This is a genomic window from Streptomyces sp. NPDC004610 (assembly GCF_040609715.1).
Taxonomy (GTDB): domain Bacteria; phylum Actinomycetota; class Actinomycetes; order Streptomycetales; family Streptomycetaceae; genus Streptomyces.
In genome coordinates this window covers 80,418-102,731 of sequence record NZ_JBEXLA010000017.1, presented here as the reverse complement: position 1 = coordinate 102,731, position 22,314 = coordinate 80,418, and the positions used below count along the sequence as shown (strand labels likewise).

The 22,314-nt window shown below is 72.6% G+C and carries 15 protein-coding genes and 1 pseudogene; 6 read left to right on the top strand and 10 right to left on the bottom strand.

The genetic code is table 11. From position 1 onward, the window contains the following. Positions 1 to 78 precede the first annotated feature (78 nt). From ABZX40_RS20425 to ABZX40_RS20410, 4 genes are all read left to right on the top strand, one after another. Positions 79 to 852 (top strand): PIG-L family deacetylase, encoded by a 774-nt coding sequence (locus tag ABZX40_RS20425; RefSeq protein WP_355733810.1) that lies wholly within the window; start codon positions 79 to 81, stop codon positions 850 to 852. 475 nt (positions 853 to 1,327) lie between these two features. Then, on the top strand, positions 1,328 to 1,771 hold the full coding sequence (locus ABZX40_RS20420) for a helix-turn-helix transcriptional regulator (protein WP_355733807.1): 444 nt from the start codon (positions 1,328 to 1,330) through the stop codon (positions 1,769 to 1,771). A 10-nt stretch (positions 1,772 to 1,781) separates the two neighbouring features. Then, the gene (locus ABZX40_RS20415) at positions 1,782 to 2,189 is read left to right on the top strand and encodes a VOC family protein (protein WP_355733805.1); all 408 of its coding nucleotides are present in this window, start codon (positions 1,782 to 1,784) and stop codon (positions 2,187 to 2,189) included. Between the two features lie 352 nt (positions 2,190 to 2,541). After that, positions 2,542 to 4,929 (top strand): excinuclease ABC subunit UvrA, encoded by a 2,388-nt coding sequence (locus ABZX40_RS20410; protein WP_355733803.1) that lies wholly within the window; start codon positions 2,542 to 2,544, stop codon positions 4,927 to 4,929. Between the two features lie 59 nt (positions 4,930 to 4,988). Here the strand turns inward: ABZX40_RS20410 and ABZX40_RS20405 are convergent, their stop codons facing one another. The 5 genes and pseudogenes from ABZX40_RS20405 to ABZX40_RS20385 all read right to left on the bottom strand — a co-directional run bounded on the left by ABZX40_RS20405 (position 4,989) and on the right by ABZX40_RS20385 (position 12,613). After that, the gene (locus tag ABZX40_RS20405) at positions 4,989 to 6,518 is read right to left on the bottom strand and encodes an alpha/beta fold hydrolase (protein ID WP_355733800.1); all 1,530 of its coding nucleotides are present in this window, start codon (positions 6,516 to 6,518) and stop codon (positions 4,989 to 4,991) included. A 117-nt stretch (positions 6,519 to 6,635) separates the two neighbouring features. Continuing rightward, positions 6,636 to 8,738: an ABC transporter substrate-binding protein gene (locus ABZX40_RS20400; RefSeq protein ID WP_355733935.1), complete on the bottom strand. Its 2,103-nt coding sequence runs from the start codon at positions 8,736 to 8,738 to the stop codon at positions 6,636 to 6,638. Further along, positions 8,733 to 9,530: pseudogene (locus tag ABZX40_RS20395) on the bottom strand (serine/threonine-protein kinase); the annotation flags it as partial. The gene ABZX40_RS20400 and the pseudogene ABZX40_RS20395, both read right to left, overlap by 6 nt. A gap of 66 nt (positions 9,531 to 9,596) precedes the next feature. Next, positions 9,597 to 11,729 carry a bifunctional serine/threonine-protein kinase/ABC transporter substrate-binding protein gene (locus ABZX40_RS20390; protein ID WP_355733797.1) on the bottom strand — a complete coding sequence of 711 codons (2,133 nt, stop codon included), beginning with the start codon at positions 11,727 to 11,729 and terminating at the stop codon, positions 9,597 to 9,599. Continuing rightward, complete coding sequence (locus ABZX40_RS20385) at positions 11,729 to 12,613, bottom strand: hypothetical protein (protein WP_355733794.1); 885 nt, start codon at positions 12,611 to 12,613, stop codon at positions 11,729 to 11,731. Before ABZX40_RS20385 ends, ABZX40_RS20390 begins: the two co-directional genes overlap by 1 nt. A 416-nt stretch (positions 12,614 to 13,029) precedes the next feature. Between ABZX40_RS20385 and ABZX40_RS20380 the strand changes: the two genes are divergently transcribed. Beyond that, positions 13,030 to 16,044, top strand: a complete 3,015-nt coding sequence (locus ABZX40_RS20380) for a family 16 glycoside hydrolase (protein ID WP_355733933.1) — start codon at positions 13,030 to 13,032, stop codon at positions 16,042 to 16,044. Positions 16,045 to 16,268: 224 nt separating this feature from the next. Beyond that, positions 16,269 to 16,964 carry an alpha/beta fold hydrolase gene (locus ABZX40_RS20375; RefSeq protein WP_355733791.1) on the top strand — a complete coding sequence of 232 codons (696 nt, stop codon included), beginning with the start codon at positions 16,269 to 16,271 and terminating at the stop codon, positions 16,962 to 16,964. Positions 16,965 to 16,975: 11 nt separating this feature from the next. Here ABZX40_RS20375 and ABZX40_RS20370 read toward each other — a convergent pair whose 3' ends face one another. From ABZX40_RS20370 to ABZX40_RS20350, 5 genes are all read right to left on the bottom strand, one after another. After that, entirely contained in the window at positions 16,976 to 17,566 is a 591-nt protein-coding gene (locus ABZX40_RS20370) for a cupin domain-containing protein (protein ID WP_355733788.1), read from the bottom strand. A 63-nt stretch (positions 17,567 to 17,629) separates the two neighbouring features. Further along, positions 17,630 to 17,914 (bottom strand): hypothetical protein, encoded by a 285-nt coding sequence (locus tag ABZX40_RS20365; RefSeq protein WP_355733785.1) that lies wholly within the window; start codon positions 17,912 to 17,914, stop codon positions 17,630 to 17,632. Between the two features lie 13 nt (positions 17,915 to 17,927). Continuing rightward, on the bottom strand, positions 17,928 to 18,536 hold the full coding sequence (locus ABZX40_RS20360) for a vitamin K epoxide reductase family protein (RefSeq protein WP_355733782.1): 609 nt from the start codon (positions 18,534 to 18,536) through the stop codon (positions 17,928 to 17,930). A gap of 67 nt (positions 18,537 to 18,603) precedes the next feature. Further along, a complete protein-coding gene (locus ABZX40_RS20355) occupies positions 18,604 to 20,430 on the bottom strand; it encodes an ABC transporter ATP-binding protein (RefSeq protein WP_355733779.1) in 1,827 nt (608 codons plus the stop codon). Further along, positions 20,427 to 22,262 (bottom strand): ABC transporter ATP-binding protein, encoded by a 1,836-nt coding sequence (locus tag ABZX40_RS20350; RefSeq protein ID WP_355733777.1) that lies wholly within the window; start codon positions 22,260 to 22,262, stop codon positions 20,427 to 20,429. The genes ABZX40_RS20355 and ABZX40_RS20350 overlap by 4 nt, the downstream gene beginning before the upstream one ends. Positions 22,263 to 22,314 lie beyond the last annotated feature (52 nt).

The window sequence follows — 22,314 nt, the reverse complement described above, 5'->3', positions numbered from 1 at the left end:
TTCAGAGGAGAGCGCGCGGCCGGGCCCGTACGGGTGGCCGGTTGCAGCGCCCCCGCCGTCCCCGGAAGGACCCCGCCCATGCCGCTGCCCAGCCTGCTCGCGGTCTTCGCCCACCCCGACGACGAGTCCCTGTCGGCGGGCGGAGTGCTGGCCCGGCACGCCGACTCCGGCGCGCGCACCGCCGTCGTGACCGCCACCTGGGCGCCCGGCACCCGCCGCGCCGCCGAACTGGCCGATGCCCTGCGGCACTTGGGCGCGGGCGAGCCCCGTCTCCTCGGCTACGCCGACGCCCGGGTCCCGGAGTCGTCACCCGGCGCGGCCCGCCTTCTGGACGCCCCGCTCGACGACGTCGTACGGCGGCTGGTGGCCCATATCCGCGCGGTGCGCCCCGAGATCGTCGTCACCCATGACGCCTATGGAGGGCTGCCAGGTCACCCCGACCACGTGCACACCCACCGGGTCACCGTGCTGGCCGCCCAGGCCGCGGGTCTGCCGGGGCTCTACGCGGACGCCGGTGAGCCCTGGCGGCCCGATGCCCTCTACTGCGCCACCCACCCGCACTCCGCCGTCCCCGCCGTGCGGGCGGCCCTGGGGGAGCGCAAGTCGCGCCACAGCGTGCCCGACGAGCAGGTCACGGCGGCCGTCGATGTCACCCCCTGGCTGTCCCGGAAGACCGCGGCGATCCTGTCCCACCGCAGCGAGGTCGCCCGCGGCGCCTTTCCGGGCGTCGTCGCCGCGCAGCCGCCCGAGGGGCGACGGCGGTTGCTGGGGACGGAGTGGTTCATCCGGTACGGGGTGGGGGGTGGGAGGCGCGCGGGGGTGGAGCCGGAGGGAGGGCTGACCGGGGGTTGACCCGGGGGTGACCGGGCGGGCGACATTACTCGCCGCCTGGAGCCGGATTCGGTGAGGGCCGGTCGAGTCACCGAGGTGTGCGGTCGCTGCCGCGAGGCTCCGGGAGAGGGTGTCATCGGCGGCTGATCGGGACACCGCCGCACACGGCACTCCCGCGCATGGGACGGACCGGCGCCAGGGAGGGGGACTCAGCCGCACACGGCACTCCCGCGCCCGGGACGGACCGGCGTCAGGGAGGGGACTCAGCCGCTGCCGACCGGTCGGCCGGGGACTCATGCCGCCGCTCCCGGGATCACCAGGTGCGGCGACCCCCGGGGCGGGGTCCGGCGCCGCGTCGTGCCCCGGCCCGGATCCCGCCCCGCAGCTCCGCCGGGCGGGCGGCCGGGGTCGGGGTCGAGGCCGGGGGTCATGGTGGGCCCCGGAGGGGAAGTCGCAGGTCAGGGCGGATGTCAGTGCGCGGTCGTAGTATTTCGGCATGACCAGTCGACCCGCCCCCGATCAGTCCCTGCGGGACCTCGCTCGGCTGCGGTGCGTCAAGGACCGGATAGACCGGGAGTACGCGCAGCCGCTGGATGTCGAGGCCCTCGCGCGCGGCGCGCACATGTCCGCCGGGCATCTGAGCCGTGCGTTCCGCCGGGCCTACGGCGAGTCGCCGTACAGCTACCTCATGACCCGCCGGATCGAGCGGGCGATGTCGCTGCTGCGCCGCGGTGACCTCAGTGTCACCGAGGTCTGCTTCGCCGTCGGCTGCTCCTCGCTCGGCACGTTCAGTACGCGCTTCACGGAGCTGGTCGGCGTGCCGCCCAGCGTGTACCGGCGGCGGACGGAGAGCGCGACCGAGGGCATCCCGTCCTGTGTCGCCAAGCAGGTCACCAGACCGGTCAGGAATCGAGAAGCGCCGGTCCCGGCCCGCGGTTAGCGTGAACGGCATGGACATCAGCATTCACGCCACGTTCCTGCCGCACGACGACCCGGAGGCGGCCCTCGCCTTCTACCGGGACACCCTCGGTTTCGAGGTCCGCAACGACGTCGGATACGAGGGCATGCGGTGGATCACCGTCGGCCCCACCGGACAGCCCGAGATCAACATCGTGCTCTTCCCGCCGGGCGCCGACCCGGGCGTCACCGAGGACGAGAAGCGCACCATCACCGAGATGATGGCCAAGGGCACCTTCGCCAGCCTCGTCCTCGCCACCCATGACGTGGACGGCACCTTCGACCAGCTCCAGGCCGGAGCCGAGGTCGTCCAGGAGCCGACCGACCAGCCCTACGGCGTCCGCGACTGCGCGTTCCGCGACCCGGCGGGCAACATGATCCGCATCCAGCAGAAGCAGTGAGGGGAGAGTGAGGGGAGCGGGGGGAGTGGGCGAGCAGGGAGGAGGGGGCGACGGTACCGGCAGGTAGGGGCACCCCGGGGCACAGCACACGACCTGGTGACCGGCTGCGGTTACCCTGGCCTACCGATCGGAGTCGGCCGGAACCAGACAGACGGCGCCGGAGGGGGACGGCGAAGGCGACGTCAGGCCGGGCACCACCGATCAGACCGTGCGGGACGGGGCCGTACGGCGGGGAGACACCGCGCCCGGCCATGTCCGGCCACTCCCGCGAACAAGGACCATCCGCGACCGCGCCCGCGCCGCACCCGACCGCGCGGGCCGCTCGCGTCGACAGTTGGAGACACGAAAGACCATGGCCAAGACGACGGACTCGCAGTCGCCCGAGTCGCATGCCGCCGACAGCCACGACCTGATCCGGGTCCACGGCGCGCGGGAGAACAATCTGAAGGACGTCACGATCGAGATCCCCAAGCGCCGGCTGACGGTGTTCACGGGAGTCTCCGGATCGGGCAAGAGCTCCCTGGTGTTCGACACCATCGCCGCCGAGTCGCAGCGGCTGATCAACGAGACCTACAGCGCCTTCGTCCAGGGCTTCATGCCCAATATGGCCCGGCCCGAGGTCGATGTCCTCGACGGTCTGACCACCGCGATCACCGTCGACCAGCAGCGCATGGGCGGTGACCCGCGCTCCACGGTCGGCACCGCCACCGACGCCAACGCCATGCTGCGCATCCTCTTCAGCCGGCTCGGCACCCCGCACATCGGCGGGCCCGGCGCCTTCGCCTTCAATGTGCCCTCGGTCCGGGCCAGCGGCGCCATCACCGTCGAGCGCGGCGGCAAGGCCAAGGCGGAGAAGGCCACCTTCTCCCGCACCGGCGGCATGTGCCCGAACTGCGAGGGCCGCGGCAAGGTCTCCGACATCGATCTCACCCAGCTCTACGACGACTCCAAGTCGATCGCCGAGGGCGCCTTCACCATCCCCGGCTGGAAGTCGGACAACGTCTGGACGGTCGGCGTCTACGCCGAGTCCGGATTCCTCGACCCGAACAAGCCGATCCGTGACTTCACCCCGCAGGAGATGCAGGACTTCCTGTACCGCGAGGCCACCAAGGTCAAGGTCAACGGGGTCAACCTCACTTACGAGGGCCTGATCCCCAAGATCCAGAAGTCCTTTCTGTCCAAGGACAAGGAGGCGATGCAGCCCCATATCCGGGCCTTCGTGGAGCGCGCGGTCACCTTCACCGACTGCCCCGAGTGCGGCGGCACCCGGCTCGCCGAGGCGGCCCGCTCCTCGAAGATCAAGGGCATCAACATCGCCGACGCCTGCGCGATGGAGATCCGCGATCTCGCCCGGTGGATCCGCGGCCTGGACGAGCCGTCGGTCGCCCCGCTGCTCGCCAAGCTCCAGCACACCCTGGACTCCTTCGAGGAGATCGGCCTCGGCTATCTCTCCCTGGAGCGGCCCTCCGGCACGCTGTCCGGCGGTGAGGCCCAGCGCGTCAAGATGATCCGCCACCTCGGCTCCTCCCTCACCGATGTCACCTATGTCTTCGACGAGCCCACCATCGGACTGCACCCGCACGACATCCAGCGGATGAACGACCTGCTGCTGCGGCTGCGCGACAAGGGCAACACCGTGCTGGTGGTGGAGCACAAGCCGGAGGCCATCGCCATCGCCGACCATGTCGTGGACCTCGGCCCCGGCGCCGGTACGGGCGGCGGCACGGTCTGCTTCGAGGGCTCGGTCGAGGGCCTGCGCGCCAGTGGCACGGTCACCGGCCGCCACCTCGACGACCGGGCCACACTCAAGGAGACCCTGCGCGCGCCCAAGGGCACCCTGGAGATCCGCGGCGCGGGCGCCAACAACCTCCAGGACGTCGATGTCGACATCCCGCTCGGCGTGCTCTGTGTGGTCACCGGGGTCGCCGGGTCCGGCAAGAGTTCGCTGATCCACGGCTCGATCCCGGCCGGCGAGGGCGTGGTCTCCGTCGACCAGAGCGCCATCCGCGGCTCCCGGCGCAGCAACCCGGCGACCTACACCGGGCTCCTGGAGCCCATCCGCAAGGCGTTCGCCAAGGCCAACGGTGTCAAGCCCGCCCTGTTCAGCGCCAACTCCGAGGGCGCCTGCCCGACCTGCAACGGCGCCGGGGTGATCTACACCGACCTGGCCATCATGCAGAGCGTGGCCTCCACCTGCGAGGACTGCGAGGGCAAGCGGTTCCAGGCGGCCGTGCTGGAGTACCACCTCGGCGGCAAGGACATCAGCGAGGTGCTGGGGATGCCGGTCGCCGAGGCCGAGCGGTTCTTCGCCGACGGCGAGGCCCGGACGCCCGCCGCGCACAAGATCCTGGAGCGGCTGGTCGATGTCGGTCTCGGCTATCTCACCCTCGGCCAGCCGCTGACCACCCTCTCCGGCGGTGAGCGGCAGCGGCTGAAGCTGGCCGTGCACATGGCGGAGAAGGGCGGTGTCTATGTCCTGGACGAGCCGACCACCGGTCTGCATCTCGCCGATGTCGACCATCTCCTCGGGCTGCTGGACCGGCTGGTGGAGTCCGGGAAGTCCGTCATCGTCATCGAGCACCACCAGGCGGTCATGGCCCACGCCGACTGGATCATCGACCTCGGCCCCGGCGCCGGACACGACGGCGGGAAGATCGTCTTCGAGGGCACCCCGGCCGAACTGATCACCCGCCGCGACACCCTCACGGGCGAGCACCTGGCCCGGTACGTCGGAGGCTGACGGACGAGGGGGAGGGGGGAGCGGCCCCCTCCCCTTCCCCCCCGCCTCCGATCCGGTCGCTACTTCCGGCAGGTCACATCCCCGGACGGCAGCCTGCCGGTGTCCAGATAGGTGTTGACCTGCCGGTCGGCGCAGGCGTTGCCGTACTCGCCGAAGATCCCGTGCTGCCGGGCACCGGCCACGGTGACCAGCCGGGACGAGGGCCACTGGGCCCTCACCTGCTGGGCGCTCTCGTAGCGGGTACGGGTGTCACCCGTGGCGTTGACCAGCAGCGCGGGCACATCGTTGGAGATCACCGTCGGCTTCTCCACCGGGGTGTCCCAGAACTCGCACGCCGAGATGTTGTTGGCGATCGGCCCGACCACGGGGGAGACGGCGCGGGCGGAACGGACGGCCTTCCAGTAGCTGTTGATCCCGCGCCGCTCGGCGACATCCCCGCAGATGACGGCGGTCTGGACACTGGCCTGTTGCGCCGCCTGATCGGTCAGCAGGAAGGTGAGTATCTCCTCCAGCACCGGGTCCGGCCGCACATCGGGCTCCCCGTCGGCGGCCTTCGCCAGGGTCACCGCCATCTCGGCCAGCACGGCCCGGTTCTCCTCCAGATCGCTGCCCAGCGGGATGAAGAACACCAGCGGCGCGAAGTGCTCGTCCACGGTGAAGTCACCGATCCGCAGCGGTTCCTCGGCCGCCGCGTCCAGCACCCGGTCCACCGTGGCCAGCACCTGGGCCCGGGTGGCGCCCAGACCGTAGACGGCATCGCGCTCGGCGGCCCAGGAGGCCCAGGCGCGCAGGGCGTCCTGTGCCGCCCGCTCATTGCCCGACAGCAGCGTCTGGCTGTACTGGGCGGGCGACGGCACCCCGTCCAGCACCATCCGGTCGGTCCGGCCCGGGAACAGTTGGGTGTAGACCTGGCCGAGGTAACTGCCGTACGAATAGCCGAGATAGGAGATCTTCCGCTCGCCCAGCGCGCCCCGCAGCACATCCATGTCCCGGGCGGTGTTGCGGGTGGTCACATACGGCAGGACAGCCCCGTTGGTGCGTTCGCAGCGGTCGGCCAGCTCGCGCTGGATCGCCACCGACTCCTTGAACGCGGCCCGGTCCGCGCCCGCCGAGAACACCGACGTACCGATGTCCCAGCCGCAGTCGAGCGGGGTGGAGCGTCCGACGAACCTCGGGTCCACACCGATCAGGTCGTACTTGTCCGCCACCTTGCCCATCGCCCGGCCGACGGTCAGCGGCATGTCCAGACCGGCTCCGCCGGGTCCCCCGTTGTTGAGCAGCAGCGGGCCCACCCGCTCCCCGGGGTCGGAGGCGGCCAGCCGGGAGACGGCGACGGTGAGGGTGCGCCCCTCGGGGTCGGCGTAGTCCAGCGGCACCGTGAGGTCGGCGCACCGGGCGCCCGCCGCGTCGAGTTCCTGTCCCGTGGTGTCGTCGGGGCCGAGGGCACAGCTGTGCCAGTCGATGGTCTGGGAGTAGTACCGGTCCAGGCCGTCCGCCGGTCCGGCGGCCGAGGCGGGCAGGGCCGCAGCACCGCACACCAGGGCCGCGGCCCCGGCGACGGCCAGGTGCATTCGCTTTGTCGTCCGCATACGCGCACGCTAGGCCGTCGGGGCATTCCCCCACTTTGCGGGCATCCCCCGGATTTCGCCGGGGGTTAACCCCACCCCGGCGATCACGGGACGACGGCAAGTCCCGCTCGCCGCCGCCTACTTGGGGTCCTTCATCACCTGGTCGACGCGGCCCAGGAAGCGGAAGCGGCCGTCCTCCGCCCGGTACAGGAACCCCGACTGCTGCAACTGGAGCAGATGCGTGCCGTCGCTGGTGAACCGCAACGGCTTGGCCACTCCCTCGTGCGACGACACGAAGATCCGCTCCGCCACCTCGCTCGGCCGCACCGTCGCCCGGGAGCCGAACGGGCCCAGCGCCCGGGTCAGCAGCCCCACCGCGTCGTACGCCTCGGCCGCCCAGCGGCCCGGCGTCGCGTCATAGCGCTCGCGGAAGGCGGCGGTGAACGCCCGCGCCGCCGGAGAGCCCATCGACGGCGCGTCGGTGTAGGACGCCCCGAACACCCAGCCCTCGCCCGCGTCCCCGGCCTCCTCCAGGAACTTCGGCCGCAGCACGGCCTCGTACGCCACCCGCGCCCCCGTGAACCCGGCCCCCGCGACCGCGCGGGCACAGGCCGCCGCCCGCTCCGGTGACGTACCGGCGTAGACCACGGCGTCCGCCCGCGCCGCGAGCGCCTCGCGCACGGCGGGCCCGAAGTCGTCGGTGCCGGCGGCGACCGGGTACACGGTGACCGTGCCGCCGACGTCCCCGTTCGGCACCGCCTCTCGAAGGCCCCGGCTCATCTCCAGGGCCAGGGCGCCCCCGGCCTCGTCCTCCACCACGGCCGTGCGGCGACTGTTCCGCGCGTTGGTGAGATAACTGATCAACGGGACCGCGCGGTACGACGACGGCGCCCTGGCCAGCACCAGGGTGCGGCTTGTCGCCGGCGACAGATCGGACGCGTCGGGGTCCGCCGAGACCAGCACGAACGGCTTGGACGCCCCGTCGAACAGCGGCGCCGCGACCCGTACCGCCTCGTCGGCGGTCGGGCCGATCACCGCGCACACCTCGTCGGCGTCCGCCAGTTCCCGCGCGATCGTCGCGGCCCGCCCGGGCTCGCCCTTGTCGTCGTGCACGGCGAGCGCCAGTCGGAAGGCGATGTCCTTACCGGCGTTGTGCTCGGCGACCGCGAGCCGCGCCCCGCGCTCCTGGGCCCTGCCGATGGCCTTCTGGGCGCCCGACAGATCGCCCTGGAACCCGATCGTCCGGGTCGGCGGCTCGGCGGCGGCTTTCTCGGCCGACGGTTCGCCGCGCAGCAGCAGTACGGCGGCGGCCGTCCCGGAGGCGGCGACCGCGGCGAGCGCCGACCCGCCGATCAGCAGCGCCCGGCGCCGGGTGGGCGGCCGGTCGGGGTCGTCGCCCCCGGGAGGTGCATCCGGCGTGACGGCCGGGGGACGCGGCGGCGGGTCGAGCGCCCGCGCGGACCGGTCGGCGACCAGACGGACGACCTCGGGGGGCAGCCAGTGCCCGGCGGCGGTGGGGGGTGCCTCCTCGGCCGGGGGTGCGTGAGGGGTGGGGCGAGGGGGAGGCGCTGGTCGGGGCTCCCCTGCGGGGGCGGAGCCGCGCGCCGGGGCCGAGTCGGGGGACGGGGCCGAGTCGCGCGCCGGGGCCGCACCGGGCGACGGCCAGCCTGCGGCGCGGGGGTCGGGGGTGCGGGGGTTCGGGGTACGGGGGTTGGGCGTACGAGGGTCTGGTGTGCGGGGATCTCGGGCGCGGGGGTCCGGGGTGCTCCGGGGTGCGGGGGGCGTACCGGTGCCGGGGCCGCCGCCCGCACCGCCGCCGTCCGCACTGCCACCATCCGCATCGCCGCCTGCACCGCCGCCGCCCGCACCGACGCCGCCGCCCGCCGGGGAGGCCGACCCCCCGAGTCGATCCGCATCCGCGCCTGACCTCGCATCCGCGCGGGACCCGGCGTTCGCGCCGGGCGCCGCACCGATACCGGGCCCGGCATCCCCGCTGGAGGCGCCATCCGCGCCGAGCCCGCCATCCGCGCCGGGCGCCGCACCGACACCGGACCCGCCACCGGCGCTCGACCCAGCACCGGCACCGCCACCGGCACCGGACCCGGCACCGCCACCGGCACCGGACCCGGCACCGGCACCGGCGCTCGACCCGGCCCCCGCCCCGGACCCGGCCCCCGCCCCGGACCCGGCCCCCGTCCCGAACCCCCCACCCCCCTCCGCCCCTTCACAGACCTCTGCCAGCCGTTCAGCCGTTGGTCTGCGGGACGGCTCCTTCGCCAGGCATGCCGTGATCGTGGCCGCCAGTTCCGGTGGGACGGCCGAGTCCAGGCCCTCCAGGTCCGGCGGCTCATGGACCGTGCGGTACAGCACCGCGCTGGTGTCACCCGTGCCGAACGGGCGCCGCCCGGTCGCCGCGTACGCCAGCACGCAGCCCAGGGCGAAGACATCGCTCGGCGCGGCCACCTCGCCCGCCGAGGCGCGGGCCTGCTCCGGGGCGAGGTAGCCGGGCGTGCCGACCACCATGTCCGGCGCGGTGAGCACGGTCACGCCCGCGCCCTGGGCGATGCCGAAGTCGATGAGCCGGGGCCCGTCCAGGGCGAGCAGGATGTTGCCGGGTTTGACATCCCGGTGCACCAGGCCCGCCCGGTGCACCTCGGCCAGCGCCCGCGCCAGCCGGGCCCCGAGGACGGCGACCGTGCGGCCCGGCAGCGCGCCGACCACCGCCACCGCCTCCCCGAGCGCGGGCCCGGCGACGAACGCCGTCGCCAGCCAGGGCGAGGTCGCCTCGGTGTCGGCCGCCGTCACCGGCACCACCCACCGCCCGGAGAGCCCGCTCGCGAGCCGCACCTCGCGGCGGAAACGGGCCCGGAACGCCGGGTCGGCGGCGAACTCGGCCCGGATCACCTTCAGGGCGACGGGCGCCCCGTCGGCGGCGCGGGCCAGATAGACGGTGCCCATGCCGCCGGTGCCCAGCCGGGCGAGCAGCCGGTGCCCGCCCAGGGTCTCGGGGTCCTCGGGCCTGAGTGCGCGCATTCCTCGATCCTCGCCGTGCGTTCGCGAATCCGTCGTGAAGGAGACCCGCACCGGGGCGGGCGCCGGTCAGGTCGGCAGTTCGACCAGGCGGACATGGCGGAACCGGCCGCCCTCGACCGCGTAGAGCGGGACCTGCGCGGCGTCGAGGTAGTGGTACTCGTCGAACACCAGCAGCGCGGTCAGCCCCTGGTAGCGGGACGCGGACAGCGCGCTGCCCAGTTCGTCCCGGCCGCCGTCGGGGTCGAGCGAGGTGAGCCGGTTGGCGATCAGCCGGACGGCGTCGTACGCCTCGGCCCCGGTGTGCGCGGGCGCGCCGCCGTAGCGCTCGCGGTAGGCGGTGGTGAAGGACTTCACCCGCTCGTCGCCCGGGTCGGCGAACGAGAGGAGCGCCTGCCAGCCGTCGGCGGCCGGGCCCGCCTCCTCGATGAAGGCGTCGGTGGCCGAGCCCATGTCGAGGAACCGGACCCCGTCGAAGTCCCGTTCGGCGAGGGCGCGGGCCACCGACGCGGCGCGCTCCGGTGTGCCGGTGTAGTACAGGGAGTCGATGCCGTTGCCGAACATGTCGTCCAGTACCGCCACCGGGTCGGCGAAGTCCGGGACGACCCGGGTGTAGAGGTCCATGGAGAGACCGGCGGCGGCGCCCCGGGCCAGGGAGGTCATCTCGTAGCCGGTGATGCCGCCCGCCCGGTCGATCAGCAGGCCGGGTGCCCGGCCTCCGGCGGCCTGGATCGCGAGCATCGTGGCGTAGGCGGTGTACGGCCCGATGGGCGCGGCCCGGTAGTACCACTTCGGGGACACGACCAGCGCGGACTGGGACGCGGCGAGGGACAGTTCGGACACCGTGACCACCGGCAGCCGGGCGCTCTCGTAGACCGCCATGGACGCCTTCGTCGACGCGAAGCCGGTGGGGCCGAGGACGGCGATCACCTCCTCGCGCCCGGCGAACCGGCGGGCCGCGGACTCGGCGCGGGCGGCCTCGCCCTTGTCGTCGACCACATCGAGGACCAGGGTGAACGGCTTGCTCTCGGCGGCGTTGAACTGCTCCACCGCCAGCCGGGCCGCCCGCTCCTGGGTGACGCCGAACGTCTTCTGGGGGCCGCTGAGGTCGGCGTGCACCCCGATGACCCGGGTCGGGCCGGTCTCCTGACCGGCGGTGTCGTCGCCGCTGTCGCGCCGGGCCGCCCACACGGCGGTGCCGCCTCCGGCGGCGAGCAGCGCGGCGGCGCCCCCGGCGAGGGCGAGGAACCGGCGCCGTCCGGGCCGTCGCCGCGGGCCGGGGCCGCCGGGGACCAGGGTGGGTTCGATGCCGGGCAGGGCCAGCAGCGCCTGTGAGCGCTCGGCGACCAGGGCCACCACCGGGTCGGGCAGCCAGTCGATGGCCCCCTCGGGCGCGTCCTCCACCAGGGCCGCGTCCACCTCGGCGGCGGTGGGCCGCTCGGCCGGGTCCTTGGCCAGACAGCGCCGGAGCAGATCCCCCAGCACCTCGTCCGTGATGCCCGACAGATCGGGCTCGTCATGGACCGTGCGGTACAGCAGGGCGTCCACCGCGCCGGTGCCGAACGGCGGGCGGGCGGTGGCCGAGTAGGCGAGGACGCAGGCCAGCGAGAACACATCGCTGGGCGCCCCGATGTCCCGGGCGCGCGCCTGCTCGGGGGAGAGGAAGCCGGGGGTGCCGACGACGACCCCGGCGGAGGTGAGTTCGGTGGCGCCGTCGGCGGTGGAGCGGGCGATGCCGAAGTCGATGAGCCGGGGCCCGTCCATCGCGAGCAGGACATTGCCGGGTTTGAGGTCCCGGTGCACCAGACCCGCCGCGTGCACCGCGGCCAGCGCCCGCGCCAGCACCTTGCCCAGCACCCGGACCGCCCGCGGCGGCAGCGCGCCGAAGGCCAGCACGGCCTCGGCCAGCGCCGGGCCGGGTACGAACGCCGTGGCCAGCCAGGGGGACTCGGCCTCCGGGTCGGCGCCCAGCACCGGCACCACCCAGGGGCTGTGCACCTGGCTCGCGGAGGTGACCTCGCGCCGGAACCGGGCCCGGAACGCGGGCTCCTCGGCGAACTCCGGCTGGATCACCTTCACGGCGGCCAGATCGCCGTTCTCGCCGCGGGCGAGGTACACCACGCCCATGCCGCCCGCGCCGAGCCGGCCGAGCAGCCGATGGGTGCCGAGCCGGGAGGGGTCGGTGGGAAGGAGCCGTTCCATCACTTGTCCCCCTCGGCGCCGGAGTCCGTACCGGAGGCGGCGGGCGACGGTGACGCCGAGCCGCTCTTGCCCTCGACCGGGCGCCCCAGTTCCTCCTGGGCCCGCAGCAGCATCCGCGGCAGCGCCTCCTCCACCAGGGAGGTGAGTTCCCCCTGGTTGTAGCCGCGGCCCCCGCACACCGAGGTCGCCGCGGTCACCGGGCCGAAGGTGGCCTGCGACCACCAGTACTCGTAGGGCCCGCCGTGCTCCTCGCTGATGCACTCGCCGGTCTCGACCAGGGAGTCCTCGCTGAACAGGTTGTTGCCCTCGCCCCAGCGGGAGGCGAGGGAGATCAGCCCGGTGAGGCGCTCACCGCCGGAGAGGACCTGCTCGTTGCAGCCGACGGCCTCCTCCAGCATCCCGGCCTGCTCCCAGGCGGCGGCGTCGATCGTCCGGTGCACGGTCACGGTCGTGGTGATCCGCACCAGGCCCTTGCCGCCGGCCTCCGGCACCTGGAAGTGCCGGGTGAGCGTGGCCAGGACGCTCTCGGGCAGCGGCTCGCGCTGCCAGACGCAGTTCTCGCCGAGCACCGCCCAGCGGCTCGGGTCGCTCTCGTAGGGGTCGGCCTTCCGGACCTCGGCGGCGAACAGATCCGTTCCCGCGCTCAGCTTCGTGACCAGGGCGCGGCCCTCGGCGGCTGTCGTGGGCTGCTTGTCCGGATCCGTCTCCAACTCCTCCGGTTCGGGCGTCTGGTCGGTGTCCGGCGAGGCGGTGGTCACCCCGGTGCCGGACGGATCGCCGCCCTTGGTCTCCGTCCCGTCCCCGCCGCCCCCGGTGCAGCCGGCCAGCAGTACCCCGCACACGGCGAGGACCCCCCATCCCAGCCGGGCTCTTCGATACGTCACGGTCCCCGCCCTTTGCGTCATATGTGGTGCACCCCGTGTGATTCCCCCGTGCGTCCGCACGCCCCCGGCGCCGGTCCGCGCCTGTAGCGATGCTCGCAGGGCGTCGTGCGGTTCCCGGGATCCGGGTGGGAGTGCCCGGCCCGCGACGCCGACCGAATCGTATCCCCGTACGACACAACCCGGCTCGTCAGGGGAGTAGTTGGCGGGGGCCGTCGGGGAGGAACCGGAATCCGCGCTTCTTCTGTCTCCTGTCAAAAAACTTTTGACTCTCTGTGGACGAAGTGTGGACCGGGTGAGGGAAAGTCCCTAGTGTCTCGGCCGAGTCGCCCTCTTTCGCCCCTTCAGCGCCAGGAGGAAATGTGAGACCGGTGAGATCGCTGGCTTACCGCCGCCTCTCCAGACGCACGGCGAGCGTCGTGCTCGCCCTGCTCGTCGCGGGCAGTTTCGCGCCCGCCGTCGCCGACACCCCCGATGCCCCCGCCGCCGCGAACGGCGCCGTCCGGGCCGCCGCCGACATCCCGCCCCAGGAACCCGGCGTCACCCTGCGGGTGTTCGACCTCCAGGCACCCCTGAAGAAGCTCTGTGAGCTGAAGGAGGGCCAGACACCCAACGTCGACAAGCTGATGCCGACCGTCGACTGGTCCTCCGACGCCGACTTCGGTCTGGCCAACAACTTCATGAGCCAGGCCCTCGGGTATCTCGACATCCCCGCCGCCGGCTCCTACGACTTCCGGCTGATCAGCGACGACGGCTCCCGGCTGCTCATCGGCGACCGGCTCGTCATCGACCACGACGGACTGCACGCCGCCGAACCCAAGGACGGCACCGCCCAGCTGACCGCCGGACTGCACCCGCTGCGCGTCGAGCACTTCGAGGCGGGCGGCGGCCAGCAGCTCACCCTCCAGTGGAAGCCGCCCGGCGCGAGCGGCTTCACCCTCGTCCCCACCTCGGCGCTGAGCACCGACGCCGGAGTGGTCCGGGTGACCGCCCCCGGCCGCAAGGAGTGCGTCAGCGGCCAGGACAGCCCCGGCGACGGACTCCCGCTCGCCGGGGTCCACCCCGACTACACCCTCACCGATCTGCGCCCGCCCGGCTTCGAGCCCAAGGTGTCCGCGATGGACTGGCTGCCCGACGGCCGGCTCGCCGTCACCACCTGGGGCGAGAGCCGGCAGAGCGACGGCGAGGTGTACCTCCTCAGCAATGTCACCGGCGCCACCGGCCCCGACAAGGTGAAGGCCAAGAAGGTCGCCTCCGGACTGCGCGAGCCGATGGGCATCAAGTACGTCGACGGCAAGCTGTACGTGTCCGAGAAGCACCGGCTGACCGAGCTGAACGACACCGACCGCGACGAGGTCACCGACACCTACCGCACGGTCGCCTCCTGGCCCTACGGCGGCAACTTCCACGAGTTCGCCTTCGGACTGCTCCACGACAGGGGCAGCTTCTATCTGAACCTCTCCGTCGCCATCAACTACGGCGGCGCCACCACCGATCCGCAGCCCGCCAAGGACCGCGGCACCACCGTCAAGGTCGACCGCAGAACCGGCAAGGTCAGCTATCTCGCCGGTGGTCTGCGCACCCCCAACGGCATCGGCTGGGGCCCGAAGAACGAGATCTTCGTGACCGACAACCAGGGCGGCTGGCTCCCCGCGTCCAAGCTGGTGCAGATCAAGAAGGACCGCTTCTTCAACCATTACACCCGCGCCCAGGACGGCACCGCGGCCGTCCCTGGCCGCTTCGACGCCCAGCCCGTCACCAAGCCGGTGCTGTGGCTGCCGCAGAACGAGATAGCCAACTCGCCCAGCACCCCGCTCACTCTCAAGAAGGGCCCCTTCGCCGGACAGCTCCTGTTCGGTGATGTCACCTACGGCGGGCTCCAGCGCGCCAGCCTGGAGAAGGTCGACGGCGAGTACCAGGGCGCGGTCTTCCGCCACACCCAGGGCCTGGAGGCCGGGGTCAACCGGATCAGCGTCGGCCCCGACGGCGCGATCTACACCGGCGGTCTGGGCGCCGAGGGCAACTGGGGCCAGGAGGGCAAGCTCCGCTTCGGCCTCCAGAAACTCACCCCGAACGGCACCAGCGCCTTCGACATCCACTCCATGCGCGCCACCGACGACGGCTTCGTCCTCAAGTACACCCAGCCCCTCTCCCCGGCCACCGTCGACCGCATCGCCCAGCACCTCGCCCAGAGCTACGAGGTCCGGCAGTGGCGCTACTCGCCGACCCCGCAGTACGGCGGCCCCAAGATCGACGAGGAGCCGCTCACCGTCGCCGGGGCCTCCGTCTCCCGCGACCGCACCCAGGTCCGGCTGGAGATCCCGGGGCTGCGCGCCGACCGGGTGGTCCATGTCCGCTCCCCGCGCCCCTTCACCGCCGCCGGCGGCGAGGCCCTGTGGAGCACCGAGGCCTGGTACACGCTGAACGCCATCCCGGGCGACCGGTCCACCCCGACCGAGTACGAGGCGGAGGAGGCCAAGCTGTCCGGCGGCGCGGGGATCGACACCGAGCACCAGGGCTTCTCCGGCGGCGGCTTCGTGGACAACTACGGCACGGTCGGCGCCACCACCACCTTCCAGGTGGAGACCGCCAAGAAGGGCGCCCACGACATCGGCCTGCGGTACGCCAACGGCCCGAACCCCTTCACCGGCACCAAGAAGATCAGCGTCTACGTCAATGGCGAGAAGGTCCGCCGGACCGCGCTGCCGCCCACCGGCTCCTGGTCCACCTGGGCCACCCACACCGAGCGGCTCACCCTGCGCAAGGGCGCCAACACCATCACCTACCGCCATGACGAGGGCGACGACGGCCATGTCAACCTGGACATGATCCACCTGAACAAGCCCGGCGCCCGGATCGATCTCCTCGACGAGGACGGCACTCTGTCGCAGTGGCAGCACACCGACGGCCGCGCGGTCGCCTGGCCGCGTGCCGCCGAGGGCGCGGTCGAGGTCGGCGGCGGTGACATCCGCACCAAGCAGTCCTTCGGCGACCACAAGCTGCATGTCGAGTTCCGGGTCCCCGAGCTGCCGGACGAGGTGACCGGCCAGGACCGCGGCAACAGCGGGGTCTACCTCCAGGAGCGCTACGAGATCCAGATCCTGGACTCCTTCGGCGTCCCGAGGCTCGCCGCGAACGAGGCCGCCGCGATCTACCAGCAGAAGGCCGCCGACCACAACGCCGCCAAGGCCCCGGAGACCTGGCAGTCCTACGACCTCACCTTCCGCGCCGCCCGCTACGACAGTGACGGCAGGAAGACCGAGGACGCCCGGGTCACCCTGGTCTGGAACGGCGTCAAGGTCCACGACGACGTGGCCGTCACCGGCCCGACCGGCGGGTCCATCCCGGAGGGCGCCTCCACCGGCGCGGTCCGCCTCCAGGACCACGGCAACAAGGTCCGCTACCGGAACATCTGGATCCAGCCCCTGGGCTGAGCGGACGGAGGTGACAAGAGCGAGGGCCCCTGGTGATCGGCGGACGCCAGGGGCCCTCGCCCATGTCGGGCGGCGCGAGGGCGGGAAGGGGCAGTCTCCCGGACACCTGGAGATTGCCTGTTAGGCAAAAGAAATCGCCCTACGGGTTGACCAGGTGGCCCGCTCGCTCAATGCTGTGTTCACTCGGACCGCAGGGGCCCGTGACTCGCAGGAGGAAGAGCAAGATGGCGACGTTCGTGCTGATTCACGGTTCCTGGGGCGGCGGCTGGTGTTGGGACCGGATGCGACCGCTGCTGGAGGACGCCGGTCACCGGGTCCTGACCCCCACGCTCACCGGCTTCGCCGGCAAACTGGGCGACGCCGGCCCCGGCACCGGGGTGAACGCCAACGCCCGGGAGATCGCCGATCTCCTCACCGCCGAGGACATCGACCAGGCGATCCTCATCGGCCACAGCTACGGCGGCATGGTCATCACCGGCGCCGCCGCCCTGGTCCCGGACCGCATCGCGCGGATCGTCTACGTCGATGCCTTCGCGCCCGTCAGCGGTGACTCCGCGTTCAGTCTGCTGCCCTGGCTCCAGGACGCCTTCGTCCCCCCGGAGGGCGGCCCCGACTGGCAGGTGGCCCCGCTGGACCCGCGCGCCCTGGGTGCCGACGAGGACGGCGCGACCTGGATGGAGCGCAACCTGACCCCGATGCCCCGGCTCACCCACTCCGAACCCCTGCTGCCCGGCAGCGAGGAGGTCCTGGAGCGTAAACCGGTGACCTACATCCACTGCGCGGCACAGCAGTTCTTCGACGACACCGCCGCCGACGCGGTCAAGCGGGGCTTCGACCTGGTGACCCTGACCGAGGTCAGCCACGCCGAGGTGCTCATCGAGCCCGGGGTCCTCGCCCGCGAACTGCTCAAGCTGGCCTGAGCGGTCGGCAGCTAGCGCCGGGACTTCGCCGAGGGGACCGGGTGGTGCATCGGGGTGGTCGCCGCCGTCGACGCGACCAGCACCGTGGCGGGGGCGTCGCCCTTGTTGGTGAGCCGGTGCACCTTGGACGAGTCGAAGTGGATGGAGTCCCCGGCGCTCAGCGCGATGTCCTTGCCGGACAGCCGGAAGACCACCTCGCCCGACTGGACGTGCAGCCACTCCTCGCCCCCGTGCCGGGCGTCCTTGATGGACTTGCCGGGCTCCACCTCGACCCGGATCACCGCGATCGTCGACCCCGGCCCGCTCAGCACGGTGTAGTGCCCGTCCTGCCCGGGGTGGGTCTGCGCGTCGGCGGCCCGGACGAGGTGGTAGTCCTCCAGCTCCTGCTCCTGGATCAGCTCGCTCACCGAGAGGCCGTACACCCGGGCGATCTGGAGCAGACTCCCGATCGACGGCTGCCGGTGCCCCTTCTCCAGCCGGGAGAGATGGGTGACGGAGATCCCGGTCTGCTCGGACAGCGTCATCAGGGTGAGCCCCCGCTCGCTGCGCAGATCCCTCAGCCGGTGACCGACCCAGGTGTCTACCTCGTTCTCGTGCGCCATGCCCGTAACATACACGTCTTGTAGGCAAAACATCTTGCCGAACTGGCAAATTCAGCTGGGTTGTCACCGCTTGTCACCGGTGTCGTCCCGCCCCTCAAGAGCCCGCACCGTCGGGCACGGATACGGCTGCGCGACGGGGCGCCCCGCCGCCGGGTCCCCGGCCGGGCACCCACCGCAGCGCGGACCGTCCGCGCCCCCGTCGACCGGGTGGTGCAGCGCGCGCACCCGGTCGACCGCCGCCGACAACTCCTCCCGCGCGTACCTGGCCTCCAGTCCGTCGGCGATCCGGCGGACCTCGGTCGTCAGGACATCCAGCGCCTGGAGCGCCTTGCGCGCCTCCGTGATCATCAGCACCTCCCGCTCAGCCCATCAGGGCACGGACGAGGACGAAGACCAGGCTCAGCCCGACGCACACCAGCGACACGGTGAGCGGACGGCGCCCGACGAACCGGTCGACGGGACGCGGCTTGCGCAGATGGCCGTGCTGTGTGAGATAGGCGCGTGTGTAGACGAACCCGGTCAGCGCGATCAGCCACACCACCACACAGTCGACGCAGATATAGCCCAGCACCCCCAGGCTGTACACCTGGAAGACGATGACCAGCGCGGCCCCGGCGCGCATCCCCAGCCCGAAGCCGTTCCAGACGCGGGACGGCACCCGCGCCCCGCCGAGCACCAGGGCGCCCATCAGGATCTGCACCGCGAACCCGGACATGCCGAGGAAGGAGTTGGGGAAGCCCAGCGGCGCCGACCCCGCCGAGGTCAGGATCTCGCTGCACATCAGGACCCCGCCCCGGTCACAGCTCACCTCCGCCGCCGGGTTCGCCTCCAGCCGGAGCTTGACGACCCCCAGCCCGTAGGAGAGGACCAGGCCGAGCGCGCCGAGCACGACCAGCAGGATGCCGTAGCCACGGTCCGTCAGGGTGGGGGTGGTGACCCGGGGGAGGGCGGTGGTGTCAGGGGTGCTCATGTCTGGGTGTCTCCTGTCTCTGCTGTCTCTGCTGTCTCTGCTGTCGGCGCTGTCTGTGCGTCTCCGTTCATGACTCCGCCGCCGTGCCTTCCTCGGTCATGTCGTCGTCCTTCGCCATGCCTTCCTTCAGCGGGCGGTCCGGCAGGCCGGACGCGGGGATCGGGGCGCGGGTCAGGGACCATGACGTGGCCCGGGTCCGCCGTCGCCAGAAGGCGGCGTACGGGCCGTCGGCCGCGAGGAGTTCCTCATGGGTGCCGGACTCGGCGACATGACCGTCGGCCAGGAACAGGATCCGGTCGGCGGAGCGGATCGTGGACAGCCGGTGGGCCACCACCAGCACGGTCCGGCCCTCGGTGATCCCGGCCAGGCCCTGGAGGAACGCCGCCTCGTTCAGCGGGTCCATCGCGCTGGTCGCCTCGTCCAGCAGGATCACCGGCGCGTTCTTCAGCAGCGCGCGGGCGATCGACACCCGCTGCCGCTCACCCCCGGACAGGCTGTGCCCGCCCTCGCCGACGCGGGTGTGCCAGCCGTCGGGCAGCCGCCCGGCGATCTCCTCGACCCGGGCGATCCGGGCCGCCGCCAGCACCTCCGCGTCGCTCGCGCCCTCCCGGCCCACCCGGATGTTCTCCCAGATGGTGTCGTCGAAGAGATAGACGTCCTGGAGCACCAGCGACACCTGGTCCATCAGCGCCGGCAGCGAGTACTCCCGGACGTCGTTCCCGGCCAGCGTGACGGCGCCGCCGGACACATCGTGGAACCGGGCGGTCAGCTTGATCAGTGTGCTCTTGCCCGCACCCGACGGACCGACGACGGCCGTGGTCGTCCCCGCCGGAACCGTGAACGACACACCGCCCAGCACCTCCGGCCCCGTCTCGTAGCTGAACCGCACATTCTCGAACCGCAGTTCCGCCGGGCCGGACGGCACCGCGGTCACCTCCGGCACCGGCAGCGGACGCGCGGCCAGGACCTCGTTGATCCGGCGCAGCGAAGACCGCGCCAGCCGGATCCCGCCCGCCAGATCCGACAGCGTCCCCACCGACGCGGTGAACTGGGCCGCCACCGCGATCAGCGCCACCGCCGTCCCCGCCGACAGTTCCCCGCCCAGCGCCGGGGGCACGATCGCCACGATCACCAGCAGCAGCACCAACTGGACCGCGACCCGGAAGATCACCGACCCCGGCACGGTCGTCACCAGATGCCGTGCGCTCGCCCGGCGCTGCGCCAGCAACGCCGACCGCAGCGCCCGGTTGGCGTCCCCGACCGCCCCGTTGGCCCGCAGCACCGTCTGGGCCTGCGCGTACTCGATGACCCGGGCGTTGGCCTGTGCCGCCGCCCGGTCGATGCCCCCGTCACCACGCCGGTAGAACAGCTTGCCGAGCCGGTCCGCGCCGTACAGGAACGGGATCGCGGCCAGGAAGGCCACACCGATCCGCCAGTCCACGACCAGCAGTCCCGCGGTCAGCACCGCCGGGGTGATGAAACCGTTGAGGAACGGCAGCATCAGAAAGCCAAGCACCAGCGTGACCTGCTGACTGCTGCTGGTGATCGTCCGGGAGACCTGACCGGCCCGCTCCGGCCCGAACCAGCCCAGCGGCAGCGAGGTGATGTGGTCCCCGATCCGCCGGTACAGCCGCGCGCCGATGGCGAAGGTCAGCTCCACGCCCTGGACGGACGCGCAGTAGTTCAGCACCAGCGCGCCGAGCGCCACCCCGATCAGCGGCAACAGCCAGGCCCACAGGGCCGTGGTGTCACCCTCGAACACCGCGTTCATCGTCGGCAGGATCAGCAGGAACCCCAGCCCCTGGAGCAGACAGAACGCCACGGTCAGGGTCAGGAAACGGCGGAACGCGGGACGCTTGTCGTCGCCGACGATCGCGAGCAACTGGCCGATCATGCCGCCGCCTCCTGACCCAGATGGTCCCGGGAGCGCTCATTGGCCTCCCACATCCGCCGGTACAGCCCGTCCGCCGCGCTCAGTTCGGCATGGGTGCCGGACTGCACCACCCGGCCGTCGTCCACCACGAGGATCCGGTCGACGCCGGTCACCGTGTGCAGCCGGTGCGCGATCATCAGCACCGTACGGCCCTGCGCCAGCACCGACAGGGCCCGCTGGATCGCGGCCTCGGACTCCGGGTCGACCATCGCCGTCGCCTCGTCCAGCACCAGGACCGGCGCGTCCGCGAGCAGCGCCCGCGCGATGGCGACCCGCTGGGCCTCACCGCCGGAGAACCGGGCGTCCTCGCCGACCACCGAGTCATAGCCCCGGGGCAGCGCCAGGATCCGTTGATGGATCGACGCCGCCTCGGCGACCGCCCGCACCTGCGCGTCGGTGGCCTCGGGCCGCCCGAGCCGGATGTTGTCGCCCACGGACGCGTGCAGCAGCCGTACGTCCTGGAAGACGAAGCCGACCGTGCGGTAGAGGTCGGCGGTCGCCAGGTCGGTGACCGGGACTCCGCCGAGGGTGATCTCCCCGCTGCCGGGGTCGTAGAACCGGGGGAGGAGCTTGGCCAGCGTCGACTTGCCCGCGCCCGACGGGCCGACCAGCGCGGTGACCGTGCCGGGGGTCAGCCGGAAACTGACATCGGTGACCGCGTCCCGGCCACTGCCGTAGCCGAAGGAGACCCGGGAGAAGACGACCTCCTGCGGGCCGACCGGGCGAGGACCGGGGCGGGCGGGCTCGGCCACCTCCGGCAACTCCTCGGTCCGCCGCAGCCGCAGCGCCGCGGCGGCGGCCTCCTGGAGCGCGGACGCCCCGTTGCCCAGCCGGACGACCGGGGTGCCCATGGTGAGCGCCAGCAGCAGGAACGGCAGCAGCGTCAGCGGCTCGATCCATCCCGCCGTCAGGAACGCGGCCCCGGTGACCAGCACCACCAGCAGAAACGTGATGGGCTGGAGCAGTACGGTGATCGCCGCCTGCACCCGGGTGAGCGGGCCCATCCACGCCTTGAGCCGGGCCGCGTGGTCGTCCACGGCCTCGGTGTAGCGGCGGTGGGCCGAACCGGCCTTCCCGAACGCGCGGATGACCTGGATCCCGTCGAAGATCTCCACCACCCGCCCGGACAGGACCCCCGCGCTGCGCGCCTGCTCCTCCACCGCCCGTGGATTGCGCGCCATCAGCGCCCCGAACACCGCGAAGTAGGTCAGCGGCAGTGCCAGGGTCACCAGCGCCAGCCGCCAGTCCACCGAGAAGAGATAGCCGAACGCCAGCAGCGGGACGACCAGGCCGGAGACCAGATCGAGGATCGCGTGGGCGACGACGTAGTGGATGGCGTGGGTGTCGTCCTGGAGCATCTTCTTGACCTGGCCGGCGTGATGGGCCGAGAACCAGCCCAGTGGCAGCCGCCCGAGTTTCGCGGCGAGCGCCGTCCGCAGCCGCCACTGGTGCCGGCCGTCGATGAGATGGGTGAGGATCAGCGCCAGCGACGAGCACAGCGCGTGGACGACCAGACAGCCCACGAGGGCGAGAGCCAGCGTCCACACCGTCGACCGGTCGGCGGGCGAGCGCAGCAGCTCCGCCGCCAGATCGACGGTGATCAGCGCGGGCGCGACACTCGCCACGGCGGCGAGGGTCTCCACCGCCGCCGCCCCGGCCAGCGGCCAGGCGACGGGCCGCAACGCCCGCCGCAGGGCGGCGAGTTGGGCGCCCACCTCGGGAGCGGGTGGCTCGGGGGTGTGGGGATCGGGTGAGGGTGAGGGTGAGTCTGCGGGTGAGGGTGTGTCGGGCACGGGAACTCCACCTGAGTGAAGGGGTGGTTGTCGGAGGGAGTAGGGGTCAGGG

Bases quoted from the DNA above. Each gene is read 5' to 3' on its own strand.
- ABZX40_RS20425 (WP_355733810.1), top strand. From the start codon at position 79: ATGCCGCTGCCCAGCCTGCTCGCGGTCTTCGCCCACCCCGACGACGAG.
- ABZX40_RS20420 (WP_355733807.1), top strand. From the start codon at position 1,328: ATGACCAGTCGACCCGCCCCCGATCAGTCCCTGCGGGACCTCGCTCGG.
- ABZX40_RS20415 (WP_355733805.1), top strand. From the start codon at position 1,782: ATGGACATCAGCATTCACGCCACGTTCCTGCCGCACGACGACCCGGAG.
- ABZX40_RS20410 (WP_355733803.1), top strand. From the start codon at position 2,542: ATGGCCAAGACGACGGACTCGCAGTCGCCCGAGTCGCATGCCGCCGAC.
- ABZX40_RS20405 (WP_355733800.1), bottom strand. From the start codon at position 6,518: ATGCGGACGACAAAGCGAATGCACCTGGCCGTCGCCGGGGCCGCGGCC.
- ABZX40_RS20390 (WP_355733797.1), bottom strand. From the start codon at position 11,729: ATGGAACGGCTCCTTCCCACCGACCCCTCCCGGCTCGGCACCCATCGG.
- ABZX40_RS20375 (WP_355733791.1), top strand. From the start codon at position 16,269: ATGGCGACGTTCGTGCTGATTCACGGTTCCTGGGGCGGCGGCTGGTGT.
- ABZX40_RS20370 (WP_355733788.1), bottom strand. From the start codon at position 17,566: ATGGCGCACGAGAACGAGGTAGACACCTGGGTCGGTCACCGGCTGAGG.
- ABZX40_RS20365 (WP_355733785.1), bottom strand. From the start codon at position 17,914: ATGATCACGGAGGCGCGCAAGGCGCTCCAGGCGCTGGATGTCCTGACG.
- ABZX40_RS20360 (WP_355733782.1), bottom strand. From the start codon at position 18,536: ATGAGCACCCCTGACACCACCGCCCTCCCCCGGGTCACCACCCCCACC.
- ABZX40_RS20355 (WP_355733779.1), bottom strand. From the start codon at position 20,430: ATGATCGGCCAGTTGCTCGCGATCGTCGGCGACGACAAGCGTCCCGCG.